This is a genomic window from Rhizobium sp. CF142 (genome assembly GCF_000281145.1).
In the GTDB taxonomy this organism is placed as follows: domain Bacteria; phylum Pseudomonadota; class Alphaproteobacteria; order Rhizobiales; family Rhizobiaceae; genus Rhizobium.
Genome location: NZ_AJWE01000008.1, coordinates 22606 through 36174 on the forward strand (window position 1 = coordinate 22606; position 13569 = coordinate 36174).

The following is a 13569-nucleotide window of genomic DNA, read 5'->3' on the forward strand; positions in this document are numbered from 1 at the left end:
CATGGCATTGAGAATTGGCGTAGATTCCGGAGGCACGTTCACCGACGTCTGCCTGTTCGACGACGAAACCGGCAAGCTCGACATCTGGAAGGTACCGTCGACACCGGACGATCCTTCACGCGGAATTGCAGACGGCGTCTCGGAAGGGCTCGCGACCGTCGGCAGCACGGCGGCACATGTGGCCTTTCTCGGTCACGGAACCACCGTCGCCACGAACGCGCTGATCGAGCTGAAAGGCGTCGCAACCGGGCTGATCACCACCGATGGCTTCCGCGACCTGTTGGAAATCGGCCGCCAGAAGCGCCCCAGCCTCTACGACATGAACGCCGAAAAGCCGGAAACCCTCGTCAGCCGCAACCGTCGGCAGGAAGTTCCCGAACGTCTCAAATGCGATGGCTCGACGGATCGTTCGCTCGACGAGGAAAAGCTGCGCGCCGCCGTGCGCAAGCTCGCCGAGGAGGACGTCAAGGCAATCGCGGTTTGTTTCCTATATGGCTTCTTAAACAGCGCCCACGAGCAGCGCGTGGTCGACATCCTTCGCGAAGAAATGCCTGATGTCTTCGTCAGTGCCTCGCATCTGGTGGCACCGGAGTTTCGCGAATACGAGCGCATGTCGACGACGGTCGTGAATGCCTATCTCGGTCCCGTGATGCAGCGCTACATCGATCGGCTGAAACTACGCCTGAACGAACTCGGCGTGCCGGTCGCCCCACAGCTGACCCAGTCGAACGGCGGCGTCATCGGTTTTGACATGGCCGCGCAACTTCCGGTCCGCACTGTCCTTTCCGGTCCGAGCACCGGCGTCGTGGCGGCCCAGGCGGTCGGACGGCTGGCCGGCTTCGACAATATCATCACCTTCGACGTCGGCGGGACCTCCAGCGACGTGGCGCTACTGCAGGGCGGCATCTGCAAGCTCACCGGAGAGGCCAATGTGCATGGCTATCCGATCAAGGCGCCGATGCTGGACATCCATACCGTCGGGGCCGGCGGCGGCTCGATCGCCTTTGTCGACAGCGGCGGCCTCTTGAAGGTCGGTCCGCGCTCGGCAGGAGCAGATCCCGGGCCGGTCTGCTATGGACGCGGCAATACGGAGGCGACCGTCACCGATGCGAACATCGTCCTGCAAACCCTCAATCCGGTCGAAATCCTCGGCGGACGCATGAAGGTCCGACGCGATCTCGCGATCGAGGCCGTGCAGCGCCTAGCCGATCAGCTCGGACTCGGCCTGATGGAGACGGCGCAGGGTATCATTTCCGTCGTCACGGCAAACATGGCAAAGGCGATCCGTCTGATCAGCGTGCAACGCGGCCATGATCCGCGCGACTACGCACTGATGGCATTCGGCGGCGCGGGGCCTCTTCACGCTGCCCGGCTTGCCAAGGAACTCGACATGAGCCGCATCATCGTGCCGCTCACGCCCGGCACGCTCTGCGCCCTTGGCCTGCTTTTGACCGACCTGCGGTCCGACTTCGCCATCTCTCGTCTGATGAAGGTCGATGAGAACGCGGTCGAACCCATGATCAGCGGTTTCCAAGCGCTCGAAGCCCAGGCCGGAGCCTGGTTTGATCAGGAAGACATCGAGGCCGGGCGGCGTGTCATCAATCGGACCGCCGATATGCGTTATGTTGGCCAGAACTATGAACTGCAGGTCTCTGTACCCGCGAGCACGGTGGGACCGGATACTCTTGCCGCGCTGGTCAAGGGCTTCGAGCAGGCTCATCTGCAACGCTTCGGCTTCATCGCCGAGGGCGAGGCAATCCAGATCGTGACGTTGCGGCTCGAAGCGGCCGGTGTCGTCAACAAGGCTGAGCTCGCCTCATTGCCGGATGCTGGCCCATCCTGTGACGGCGCCGTCATCGGCTCGCGGCAGGTCTATATGGATGAGGCCAAAGATTTCCTGCCTTGCCCTGTCTATGCCCGTGAAAAACTGAAACCAGGCAACCGCATTGCCGGTCCGGCAATCGTCGAGCAGATGGACACCACCACCGTCATCCTCCCGGACATGCAGGCAACAGTCGACCCCTATCTCAACCTCATTCTGGAGACACGGGCATGAGCAAGATCGACCCGATCACCGTGGAAGTCATCGGCAGTGCGCTGACATCGATCGTCGAGGAGATGGGAGAGGCGCTGGTGCGTGCCAGCTACTCGACCAACATCAAGGAGCGGCGCGATTGCTCGACCGCCCTCTTCGACCGGCACGGAAACACCCTGTGCCAGGCCGAGCACATTCCGATGCATCTCGGCAGCTTCATCGGCATCATTCCACATATCAACAAGCGCTTCGCCGCCGACGATATCAAGCCGGGCGACGTGTTCATGGGCAATGACGCCTACGAGGGTGGCGCAACGCACTTGCCGGATATCGTACTCGCAGAACCCATCTTTCATGGCGAGACGATGGTTGGATGGGCCGTCAACACCGCTCACCACGCCGACTTCGCCGACCGCGGCCACGCCCATATCTATCAGGAAGGTCTGCGTATCCCGCCCGTTCGGCTTTATCGCCAAGGCCAGTTGCAGAAGGATCTGCAGGACATGTTCCTGCTGAACTGCCAGGTCCCGCACGAGCGGTTGTCGGACCTGCGCGCCCAGATGTCAGCCAACCGGCTCTGTGTCCAGCGCATGCAGGATCTCTGCACGAAATACGGCGCGGATCTCGTTCTGGCGGCCGGCGACGCCCTCCAGGACTATGCTGAGCGCAAGATGCGCGCCGGCATCGCCGCCATTCCCGACGGGGTCTACAGCTTCACGGACTACTTCGACAGCAACCAGTTCTCCGATATCATGGAGCTCAAGGTGGACATCGCCATCAGTGGCGATGCGATGCACATCGCCTTCGACGCGCCGCCGCAGGTCCCTGCCGGCCTGAACGTCATCTACACGGCCCTGCTGGCGACCTGCTATTATGCCGTCAAGGCGGTCATCGACCCGACCATCCTGCCGAACGCCGGTCTGTCGCGGCCGATCAGCGTGGAGGCGCCACATGGATCGCTGCTCAACTGCAAGCACCCTGCCGCTGTCGACGGACGTATCGCCGCTTGCCAACGCGTTGCCGACCTTGTCCAGGGCGCGCTCGCGAAAGCTCTGCCCGGCAGGGTGACCGCCGCAGGCAATGGTGCCTGCACCGGCGCTCTCTTCACTGGCACACGTGAAGATGGTTCGCTCTGGGTCTATCTCGAGACCATTGGCGGTGGCGGTGGTGCGCGTCCAACAGCAGACGGGCTGAGCGGCGTCCATGTCCACATGACGAATACCTCCAACCTTCCGGTCGAAGCCCTTGAGCTCGAATATCCTCTGACGCTCCTGCGCTATGAACTCGTCAACGGCTCGGCCGGGGCCGGCACCTGGCGTGGCGGCATGGGGCTGCGGCGCGTCTATCGCATCGAGGCCGATTGCCGGTTCAGCGTCGAAGGTGGACGGCTGTCAGTCTATCCCTGGGGACTTGAAGGCGGTCTGCAGGCCACCGGTTCGCATTTTGATTTCGGAAACGGCCAGCAGAACCTGCCGGGAACCGTGCAGTTGAAGGCGGGACAGGTGGTCGAGCTGGTGACCCCCGGCGGCGGCGGTTACGGCTCGCCCTCCGGCCGGTCACCGGAGGCCATTCGCCGCGACATCAAGGAAGAGCGCATCACGGCCGAATTTGCCGAACGGGTCTACCACCTCGGCGCCGAGCAAAAACCCCATCGGGCGGCAACCGCCTGATCGCTTAATCCCACATCAAAGGAAGGATCTTACCCGTGGTAAAGGTGACCAAAGTCAAATCCGGCAGCCTCTATGAGGAAAAGGAAAGCTATTCGCGCGTCGTTGCGGTCGACAACTGGGTGTTTGTGTCCAACACCGCCGGACGCAATTACAGGACCCGCGAGATGTCGACCGACCCGGTCGAACAGGCCAAGCAGTGCTTCCATAATATCGAAGGCGCCCTTGCAGCGGTTGGCGCAACTCTTGCCGACGTCGTGCGTTCGCGCGTCGTCATTCCGAACGTTGCCGATGCTCCCGCCGTTATGGCCTATGTGGGCGAAAAGTTCCGAGGCATCGACCCTTGCAGCACGGTCACCTGCCCGCCGCTTGGCGGTCCGGATTTCCGCGTTGAAATCGAGGTGACCGCCTACAAGGGCGTGGGTGCCGCCGGCTCGGAATATATCAACGTCACTCTGTAACGACGATCATCATCGGCCGCCCGGCGCGCTCGGGCGGTCGACCATTAGAGGCGGCGATCGATCGCCCCTGCTTTCAGTTTCCCTGCTGTTTCTGTAAGGTCGCGCTCCATTGAGAAAGAAAGAGGGTCTGCTCTTGGCTGAGACGGAAACACCGCAATCGGAAGACTTTTTGCCCGCCGAGCGGCGCGAGAAAATCATGGAATGGTTTTCGTCAAACCAGGTCGCTTCGAGCCAGGATCTCGCCAAGCGCCTTAACACCTCGATCTCGACGATCCGCCGCGATCTCGATTTCCTCGCATCTCAGGGCGTGGTGAGAAGGACCCACGGGGGAGCTGTCCGTGTTCGCCGCAACACGACCTTCGAGCAGCTCGTCGATGAAGCCCGCCAGACGGCGGTCGAAGAAAAGCGCGCCATCGCGGTGGCGGCCGCAAAGCTCCTCCAGCCAGAGCAAAGCATCTTCATCGATTCCCGCTCAACCCTGCATCAATTCGCCTATGTCATCGCTGAACTGACAACGCCGCTGACGGTCGTAACGAACGACGTGCATGTCGCAGATGTCCTGGTGAACAAAGACCATATCAAGCTCGTGGTGCCTGGCGGGATCTGTCGTCCGGGGGCCTATTCCCTGCTTGGGGAAACGGCGATCAATTTCGTTCGCGAGCTGCGTTGCGATCACCTGTTCCTATCTTCTCAAGCAGTCGATACGGAGTGCGCAAGCGACACGTCACTGGAACTGGTCCAGCTGCAACGCGCCATGATCGACGCGTCGGTCGAAACGACGCTTTTGATCGACAGCAGTCGCTTCGGTAGCAGGGCGATTTATCGCACTACGCCCATCGAAAGGATCAACCGCATCATTACGGACGAGGGTCTCAATTCCGAGGAGCGGGCAAGATATGCTTCCGTCGTCGCGGACCTCGTCATCGCGCCCTACGTCGACGAGGTTGAGGAGCCTGAATGAGTTTGCAAGATGACCAGGGAAGCGTTCATTCCCTTTCAAACGGTAGCGCTGACCGCCCGTGACCCTACCAAAAACCAAAGGACTGGCGGCAAGAGCCAAGGCGAGCATTACGATCGTTGATATCGCCCGGCTCGCAGGCGTCAATCCATCCACTGTCAGTCGGGCCCTCTCGGGATCGCCCGCCGTGACCCCGCAAACACGTGCGCGAATTGCAGAGATCGCCAGGGAAAGCGGTTACGTTGCGAACCATAATGCTCGCATGCTCCGCTCCAGAAAAGCTAACCAGATCCTCGTCATTGTTCCAAACATTGCCGCTTTCTCCCATCCGGACGTCATACTGGGGATCGAGGAGGCTCTCGAAGAACACAATATCGGCGTCATCGTCGGGAGCACGAAAGGAAGCGAAGAAAGGGAAGTTGCACTCGCCCGGCAGCTGATTACCGGGACCGCCGATGGCCTCATCCTTCTCAACGGCCGCCTGCCATCCGAGCTGGGAGAGCTTCCGCAATACACTCGCAGGATCGTCGCGATCTCCAGGCCCGTCGCAAACCCGGCGATTGCCTTCGTCGGAATCGATAATGAAAAGGCGGCAATTGAGGCGACGCAGTATCTGCTTTCTCTCGGCCGCAATCGCATCCTGCACATGGGGGGGCCGGAACAGAGCCCGATTTTCACCGCCCGTGCGCAAGGCTATCGAAACGCGATGCGGCAAGCCGGCCTCCATGAACACAGCGAGGTGCAACATCTCTGCTCGTTCGATATTTCCGCCGGGCGAGAGGCCATGCGGACCATCCTCAGCAGACGACATCTGCCGGATGCCATCCTATGCGCCAGCGACGAACTCGCCTTCGGCGCAATCCAGGTAGCCAAGGAGGGCCGGATAAAGGTACCGGAACAAATCGCCTTCATCGGTTTCGACAATCATCCGGTCGGCGAAGCCTTCAGTCCAGCATTGACCACGATTTCCGTGCCGCGCAGGCGGCTTGGATTTTTGGGAGCGCAGACCCTCCTGCGCCTGATTGAAGAAGACCGCGAAATTTCCGAGCCCCAGCTGTTGTCCTACGAGCTGCTCGTAAGAGCAAGCTGTGGCAGGGGGACCGGTCCGAGTGCTGATCCGCGCTAATCGGCACGGTGAAACGCAAACACTGCTGCCCGCCACGCGATCATTCGCCTGCTCAGCTCTTCACCGACCCGGCTGCCATGCCCGCCAGGAAGTAGCGTTGGGCAATCAGATACAGGACCAAAAGCGGAAGCGATCCCAGCACGCTCATCGCCATCATCTCGTTCCATTCGAACGCATGTTGGCCCATAAGCAATTCGATTCCGATGGGAACAGTCCGCATGTCCATCGACTTCGTCAAAGTCAGGGCAAAGAGGAATTCGTTCCATGCCAGCAGAAACGTATAGACCGCCGTCGCGACAATGCCAGGCACCGACAGCGGGATGATCACACGCCATAGCGCCGTCCAGCTCGACCCGCCGTCGACAAGCACTGCCTCATCGAGTTCCTTTGGCAGGGTATTGAGATAGCCGGTCATGAGAAGGATCGCATAAGGCAGGGTGAAGACCATGTAGGTCAAAATCAGCGCAAAATAGGTGTTGAAAATACCGAAGGCGACGACCATGCCGAAATAGGGGATCAAAAGCGTGATCGGCGGCACGGTCTGCGTGCTGATGATGAACACGTTCAGCGTTTTCTTGAGCCGGAATGAATACCGGCTGAAAGCATAGGCCGTCAGGATGGCGATCAGCACCGTCAGAACCGTTACCACTCCCGCGACGAGATAGCTGTTGAGAAAGAAGCGAACCTTCGTTGGGTCGTTGAAGATCGAAAGATAGGCGACACTGGTGAATTGGTCGGGCAGCAGCCGCGGCGGCAGCGCAAAGATCTCGGTGTTTGACTTCAAGGACGTGAAGAACATCCACAGGATCGGAAAGCCCGCGAAGACCAGCCCGACCGCCAGCCCGAGATATGTCAGGAGGGTCGGTACTATGGTGCGACTGAGAGAGCGTTTTGCCATTGCCGGTCACCTGGCCTTCTGGTGTTTGATGTAGAAATATGTGGCGCCCATCGAGATGATCAGAATGAAGATTGCGCTCGCCGACGCGCGCGAAAATTCATAACTCGAAAACGCAAGTTTGTAGGTGTAGGTGCTGAGCACCTCGGTCGCGTAGATCGGACCGCCTCCCGTCGTCATCCACACGAGGGGAAAGACCTGCATCGTCCAGATGAAATCAAGCAAGGCGATGCTGATGATGATCGGCATCAATTGCGGGATCGTGATGTAGCGGAATTTCTGGAACTCGTTGGCGCCGTCAATACCGGCAGCCTCGTAGAGATCCTTGGGAATGCCCTGAAGACCAGCGAGAAGGCTGACCATATAGAGCGGGTATCCCGCCCAGATATTCGCAAAGGTCAGCGCGTGCAGCGCGGTTCTCGTCGAAGAGAACCACTCGACCTTGAAGTCAATGATATGGAGCGTCATCAGGATGCTGTTGACGACGCCATTGGGATCCAGGAGCAGCCGCCAGATGATGGCGATGATCACCGCCGTGAAGAGCCAGGGCAAAATGTAGAGAACCCGCAGGATGCTTCTGATCAACGGATCGACACGCTGGCTGTTGAGCAAAAGGGCGAAGGCCAGACCGATCAGAAGATGGAAGATGACGCTCATTATCGTGAAGTAGAGTGTCTGCCCGACCGACTGCCAGAAAATCGAATCTTTGAAGATCGTCACATAGTTCTGCAAACCGACGAAAGACGCGTCCTTCTTCGTGATTGCACCGTCCATCAGCGAATAGCGCAGGACGGTGAGCATGGGAAACAGCATCAGCAAGCAAAACAAAAACGTGGCCGGGGCAACATAGAAGTACGGAACCAGCCTCTTTCTTATTCTGTAAGACAGTATGCCACGCTTGCGCATTCTCGCTTGCGTCCGGATCATAGTTTCTGTGGCGAGGCTCATGAGAGGTAGTTTCTCCCTGGTCGTAACGCATTGCTTCGTCGCGGTGCGGCGGCAGCGTGATCGAAGTCTATCACGCTACCGCCACCGTCTTGGGAGACTACTTGGCGAATTCGGCCAACCATTGCTTCTGCGTATTGGCCGCCGCCTCCTTTGCGCCTTGCTGACCGTCGAACATCTTTTGAACTTCGACGTTCATCTGGCGCATGAGATCTTCGGCCACCGGCAGTCCGACGAATTCGTTGGCCAGCTTCCCGCTTTGGAATATCTTGAAGGCTTCTTCAAACAGCGGGTCCGACTTGGAGAAATCGGGTTTGGCGTGGATATTGCCCGGGAAGGCATTGGCGATCGACACGAGGCGGCTGTTCACGTCCGGGCTCATCAGATATTCGACGAGCTTCCAGGCTTCGGCCTTGTGCTCGCTTTTGTCGCTGATGCCGATGCCCCAGGAAGCGTAGGGCAGCCCGCGCTTGCCAGTGTAGCCGTCGACGGCCGGAAGAGCTGATATGCCGAACTTGAGGTTGGGGTTGCGCTGGCGGATGAGATTGATGTGCGCCAACGAGTCGATCATCATGCCGACACGCCCGTTGACGAATTCTTCGACCTTGTCCTGTTCCTTCTTGGCAAAGATGCCGGGCGAGATGACGCCGGCGTCCTGCAGCGACTTGATATATTCAAGCGTGCCGACGACGGAGGCGTTTTCCAGATCGGGCTTGCCATCCTTCAGCATGGATGCTCCGGATGCCCAGACCCAGGACATCACGTCATTCTGGATGCCGCCGGGATTTTGCAGTGAAAGCGGCAGCACCCAACCGTATTGATTCTTGTCCGCATTGGTCATCTTCTTCGCGGCAGCGGCGAATTCGGTACGGTTTGTCGGCATCTTTTCGACGCCGGCCGCCTTTGCCAGATCGAGGTTGACAAAGACCGGGTAGACGAACGAGGCAAGCGGGAACATGACGCTTTGCCCGTTGACCTTGATAATATCGGCGATCTGGCTCTGATCATATTTGGCATCAGCCATGAGGCTGTCCATCGAGGCGATTGCGCCCTGCTTTGCCAGGCCGTTGACCCATGCGCCGTCGAGGCCCACGACATCGCTGAGTGTCCCCGACGCTGCGCCCACAACGATCTGATCATGGGTGGCGGAATAGGGACCGCTGACGAGCGTCACCTTGATGCCGGGGTTTTTGGCTTCAAAGTCGTCCATGATGCTGCGCAGAGCGCCGGCGGGCATTTCTGGTTCCCACCATTGGATGAACTCGAGATTGGTCTGAGCAAAGGCGCAGGTGGCGCATAGTGCCCAGGCGGCCACAGCCGACTGAGCCGCCATGATATATCTTCTGACGTTCATGTTTCCCTCCCTAGGAATGATATTTTGCTCGATCCTCCCGATCGAGACCAAAGTAGGTTCCTTTAGGCATCTGGCTGTCAATGAAGAACTGCAATCGGGAAAAGCAAGAAGGCTTCAGGAGCGATGAAAATGATACTAATCTATTGATTTATATATGTTTTAGCTTTGGCTTTCGCGACGCTTTTTTCTTTCCGTGATATTGCTCGTGTCGCATTTTTTCTTTACTTTCGTAAACAAATGAAAGCCGCGCCGCCCAAAGGAAAACAAATGAAAGGGCGACCGCTCGGTAGGGTCGCGCCGCAATATGCGTCGATGCGTGGCAAGCGCGCCAATTGCCAGACGCTGGTGCGGCACGTGGGATCATTGTCTCGCAACAGACCGTGCGCCTGTGGGCAGAGAAATTCGATCGGCACTTTGCCGGCGAAATCCGCAGGCGGTCCGCCGGTCGGCCTGGCGACAAATGGTACCTCGATGAAGTTGTGACCACGATCGGCGGAAAGAAAAACTGGCTTTGGTGGGCTGTCGATCAGGATGGTTTCGTTCTCGACGTGCCGGTGCAGATAGCCAGCATAGGTCTGCGCTACACGAACTTCCATACGACATCGCTGTGTTCCCGCACACGCGCCGCTCTGATCACGGGCCGTAATCATCATTCGGTTGGCTTCGGTGTGATCAGCGAGGCGTCGACCGGTTATCCGGGCTACGATAGTGTCATTACCGTGGACAAGGATACGCAAACGATCTTCCCCGACGGCAACTCGGCATATTTGCACTCGTCCTTGATTTGCCTCAATGCATCAATCGAATTGAAGATCATCCTAACAGTCTTCGATGAACGCATCTCTCTTCAGGAGCGATACTATGCTGAGAGCAAAGCGCGATAGTATCGGTGGCCCGCAAGGCAGCGCGATACCGTCTTTAGGGGATTTTGAAGGCCGTGCCTTCGTTCTGCGGGTGATGGCGACTGTTGCCCTGTCGAGGCTCTTAAGGCGTCGAGAGGCCGACGGCCAGACCGAGCTCATAAAGGCACTTCAGCGCGCTATCGAACGAAAATGCGCAGGGGCCAAATTGCCTGGCGCTGATATCGCGGCTGCTTCAAAATACGCAAAAGAGGTGTTTGACGAAGCTCTGGATCGCGCAGGTAGATCTGCAGCTTCAAGACAGTGAAGCCCTGAGTAGGTAAGGGCAATCAGGCAGTTGTCGCCGACTGGAGGATCCGACGTCATCACGTCAATCAGTTTTGATTACCGCGTCACCGATATCGCTTCGAACGGACACTCGAACGGCCGAAATCCATGGAGCGGCGGGCCTGTCGTTATCCGATCGAAGAACCTTATACCAAGGTACGGCAATTATGAACATTCGGGAAATGCCATACAAGGAGTGTATTGCCGTCGTGAAAAGACAACGGCTCGCAAGGTTGGCATGCGCTCACGCCGACATCCCCTATGTTGTCCCTGTTCAATATGCATGTGCCGATGACAGGCTGTATATCTTCACTTTGCCTGGCAAGAAGCTGGATATCATGAGACAGAACCCAAATGTTTGCGTCCAAATTGACCAGCTCAAAAGCAAGCGTTCCTGGAAAAGTGTGGTTATCGACGCGAGATATATCGATCTTGAAGTCAACGAATGTCTCGAAGAGAAGCATCAGGCTTGGTCTCTACTCGCGCGACATCTCGATTGGTGGGAGCCAGGTGCTTTGAAGCCCCCGTCCCGATGGACAGACGCACCATCAAAGACGCACATTTTTTTTGCACTCGATATAGTCGATGTGAGCGGGCGTGCTACGGCGAGCTAACAGACGGAGATGTCGCTAAGTGAAGAAAGCAAGAAACCGCTTTCTCGTCACACCAAAGGATTTCTGCCATGCAAAAAATTGAAGGCCAAAATTCTGATGACAAAACCAGTGCAACTGCGCCAACGATTGGAGAGATTGAAGGCCGCTTTCTTGTTCTCGAACTCGTCGCTTTGAGTTGCTCGACAAGGTTGCTTAGTCTCCACGACGGACAGGAAACGGCAGACCTAACGGCAGAGATACTGCGCGGCATTGAGACTGCCGGCCGAAATCTGGGGCTGCATTTCCGCGACATAGTCGATGCGCAAAGCTACGCGGAAGATTTGTTGAGAGATGCTCAAGCCCAAGCGGATGGTCTTGAGGACATAAAACATGCATGCCTTAAATTGAAAGAGGAAAAGTAAGTTTAAATGTTGGGCAATTAAACCCTGCGTTTGACAAGAGAGCTTTCAGCAGTTCGCCGCCCGATCTCAGTTCTTTTATTGATAAAGGCGCTTCTGGATAGTCGATTTTCATCCCGTTAAGCCGGCGATCCCTTATGAAGGCGTTGACACCGGAGAGATTGAGAAGGTGTCCTCCGTTCGCCGATCAGCGCCGACATATCGTAGCCAACCAAGGTCTCGCATTTGACACACACCTGCCAGCCGCCGAGTTTCCGCTCCGTGGCTCGAGTTCGGCGAATGCTAAAGGCATGTCTTGACTGTAGAGAGGCCTCGTCAATGGATGGCAAAGTGATGCGGTGGACCGAGCGACAGGCCGCAGAACATGCCATTTGGTCCCCCTGCTGGATTGGAGGCCGCCGAGGATCAACTTCGGAACTGCGGATTGAAGGCGAGCGAAGGCTTCGTGGGTGGATACCGGATTATCACGTAATTCTGCGGTCTTCCTTCCCGACGCGAAGGACGAGTTGAGTTCGTCCTCTTCCTGTTTCCGCTCGTTTCGCGTCCGCCTACCAAATCACCGGCCTCATCGAACCCGAAAATGTTTGCCGTTCTTGACGCGCGTCAAAGCGGCCGGTTCGAAGTGGTAGTTTGATGGCGAGGCTCAATGTTGAGAGCAAGCAACTTTGCTGGGATCCGGATTTTCGGACCCTGCTCGGCAAACAGGAGATGGTCATGCCTGAGACAGTTCCCGTAAAGACAGAACACAAGACGATGCCGGCCGGCGGCAACATCTGGTCGCCGTTCGAAACCTTGCGCACCGAAATTGACCGTCTGTTCGAGGATTTCGGACCGTCGTCGTTTCGGCCTCTCGCACGGCCGTTTTTTGCGCGTACTGCGGCATCTTCGAATGATTGGATTGTGTCGCCTGCCGTCGACGTCGTTGAAAAGGACGATGCTTTCGAAGTGACGGCCGAAGTGCCCGGTTTGGACGAAAAGAACCTGGAGGTGAAACTTGCGGACGGTGTTCTGACCATCCGCGGCGAAAAGAGTGAAGAAAAGGAAGACAAGCAGAAGGCCTATCATGTTTCGGAACGGCACTACGGTTCGTTCCAACGCTCCTTCCGGCTTCCCGACGGCGTCGAGGCTGACCAGGTCAGCGCGGCTTTCGCGAAGGGCGTTCTCAAAGTGACGCTTCCCAAGAGCCTCACTGCGAAACAGAACGATCGCAAGATCGAGATTAAGGCCGGCTAATCTGGGACAGGCGGGTGCGTCTGAGCACCCACCGCCATCAGCATCGCCGGAAGACAGCAGCAGACGAAATCGGCGACGGACACAACGGCCGGCAAACTCCTTGTGACGCCTCGTTGTTTTGCGAAGGAAGACTTGATCGAGCTGGTTCTCGGCCGTTGGCTAATGGTTTGGCTGTGGGCCATTCCATTTGGCGACGCAGCCTTTCTCACGTGGTGCGCAGTCATCATGCTGGCGTAGTCGTCGTCGCCTTATCCACGTTTTCGGGATCCGGCACCAGCCTAGGAGAAGGACGATGGGCATCGACATATCGCGCACTGCAGAAGCGTTGCTTTCGGGAGCGGGATCCTGCGGGGAACAGGGGACAATAGGAGATAGAAAGATGGGATCGAAAGTTCTCGCAAAGGCCGAGTGGGCGGCTTACTTCTCGCACCTCCACGAAGCCGTGCAAGGCAAGGAGATCAAAATCGAAATCGTGGGCGCGACTGTTGGCGACCAGATCCTTGTGAAATCCACCCCTCTGCTTGGGGCAACGTACGAAGTCAAGCAGGACATGCTCGAGCTATTGGTCGAGGGCATGACACATGTGATCGAAAGACCACGGAAAATCACCGTCCAGGATGAGGAAGGCGAGGTCGTCGCGATCGAAGTGATTGATCTGGCCGACCGACATCAGATCCTGACGTTCGCCTAGTGAAG

Annotated in this window: 13 protein-coding genes and 1 pseudogene; 11 read left to right on the top strand and 3 right to left on the bottom strand. The window is 57.7% G+C overall.

Annotation, left to right across the window (positions count from 1 at the left end):
- The first annotated feature begins 1 nt into the window (after position 1).
- The 5 genes from PMI11_RS01325 (at position 2) to PMI11_RS01345 (ending at position 6247) form a co-directional block, all read left to right on the top strand.
- Complete coding sequence (locus tag PMI11_RS01325; RefSeq protein ID WP_007812489.1) at positions 2–2056, top strand: hydantoinase/oxoprolinase family protein; 2055 nt, start codon at positions 2–4, stop codon at positions 2054–2056.
- A complete protein-coding gene (locus tag PMI11_RS01330; RefSeq protein ID WP_007812490.1) occupies positions 2053–3705 on the top strand; it encodes a hydantoinase B/oxoprolinase family protein in 1653 nt (550 codons plus the stop codon). The genes PMI11_RS01325 and PMI11_RS01330 overlap by 4 nt, the downstream gene beginning before the upstream one ends.
- A gap of 35 nt (positions 3706–3740) precedes the next feature.
- The gene (locus PMI11_RS01335; RefSeq protein WP_007812491.1) at positions 3741–4163 is read left to right on the top strand and encodes a RidA family protein; all 423 of its coding nucleotides are present in this window, start codon (positions 3741–3743) and stop codon (positions 4161–4163) included.
- 133 nt (positions 4164–4296) lie between these two features.
- On the top strand, positions 4297–5124 hold the full coding sequence (locus PMI11_RS01340) for a DeoR/GlpR family DNA-binding transcription regulator (RefSeq protein ID WP_007812492.1): 828 nt from the start codon (positions 4297–4299) through the stop codon (positions 5122–5124).
- 58 nt (positions 5125–5182) lie between these two features.
- Positions 5183–6247: a LacI family DNA-binding transcriptional regulator gene (locus PMI11_RS01345; protein WP_007812493.1), complete on the top strand. Its 1065-nt coding sequence runs from the start codon at positions 5183–5185 to the stop codon at positions 6245–6247.
- Positions 6248–6299: 52 nt separating this feature from the next.
- On the opposite strand, the gene PMI11_RS01350 is transcribed toward PMI11_RS01345, so the two are convergent.
- The 3 genes from PMI11_RS01350 to PMI11_RS01360 form a co-directional block, all read right to left on the bottom strand.
- Entirely contained in the window at positions 6300–7145 is an 846-nt protein-coding gene (locus PMI11_RS01350) for a carbohydrate ABC transporter permease (RefSeq protein WP_007812494.1), read from the bottom strand.
- A gap of 6 nt (positions 7146–7151) precedes the next feature.
- Positions 7152–8090, bottom strand: a complete 939-nt coding sequence (locus PMI11_RS01355; protein WP_007812495.1) for a carbohydrate ABC transporter permease — start codon at positions 8088–8090, stop codon at positions 7152–7154.
- Positions 8091–8187: 97 nt separating this feature from the next.
- Positions 8188–9441, bottom strand: coding sequence for an ABC transporter substrate-binding protein (locus PMI11_RS01360; protein ID WP_007812496.1), 1254 nt, complete (start codon positions 9439–9441; stop codon positions 8188–8190).
- A 347-nt stretch (positions 9442–9788) separates the two neighbouring features.
- Between PMI11_RS01360 and PMI11_RS36230 the strand changes: the two are divergent.
- From PMI11_RS36230 to PMI11_RS01390, 6 genes and pseudogenes are all read left to right on the top strand, one after another.
- Positions 9789–10001, top strand: a pseudogene (locus PMI11_RS36230) (DDE-type integrase/transposase/recombinase); the annotation flags it as partial.
- Between the two features lie 301 nt (positions 10002–10302).
- Complete coding sequence (locus PMI11_RS01370; protein ID WP_037070532.1) at positions 10303–10608, top strand: hypothetical protein; 306 nt, start codon at positions 10303–10305, stop codon at positions 10606–10608.
- 202 nt (positions 10609–10810) lie between these two features.
- Entirely contained in the window at positions 10811–11242 is a 432-nt protein-coding gene (locus PMI11_RS01375) for a pyridoxamine 5'-phosphate oxidase family protein (protein WP_244430522.1), read from the top strand.
- Between the two features lie 68 nt (positions 11243–11310).
- Positions 11311–11643, top strand: coding sequence for a hypothetical protein (locus PMI11_RS01380; protein ID WP_037070534.1), 333 nt, complete (start codon positions 11311–11313; stop codon positions 11641–11643).
- Positions 11644–12354: 711 nt separating this feature from the next.
- Entirely contained in the window at positions 12355–12873 is a 519-nt protein-coding gene (locus tag PMI11_RS01385) for an Hsp20/alpha crystallin family protein (protein ID WP_007812499.1), read from the top strand.
- 292 nt (positions 12874–13165) lie between these two features.
- A complete protein-coding gene (locus PMI11_RS01390) occupies positions 13166–13564 on the top strand; it encodes a DUF5335 family protein (RefSeq protein ID WP_244430521.1) in 399 nt (132 codons plus the stop codon).
- Positions 13565–13569 lie beyond the last annotated feature (5 nt).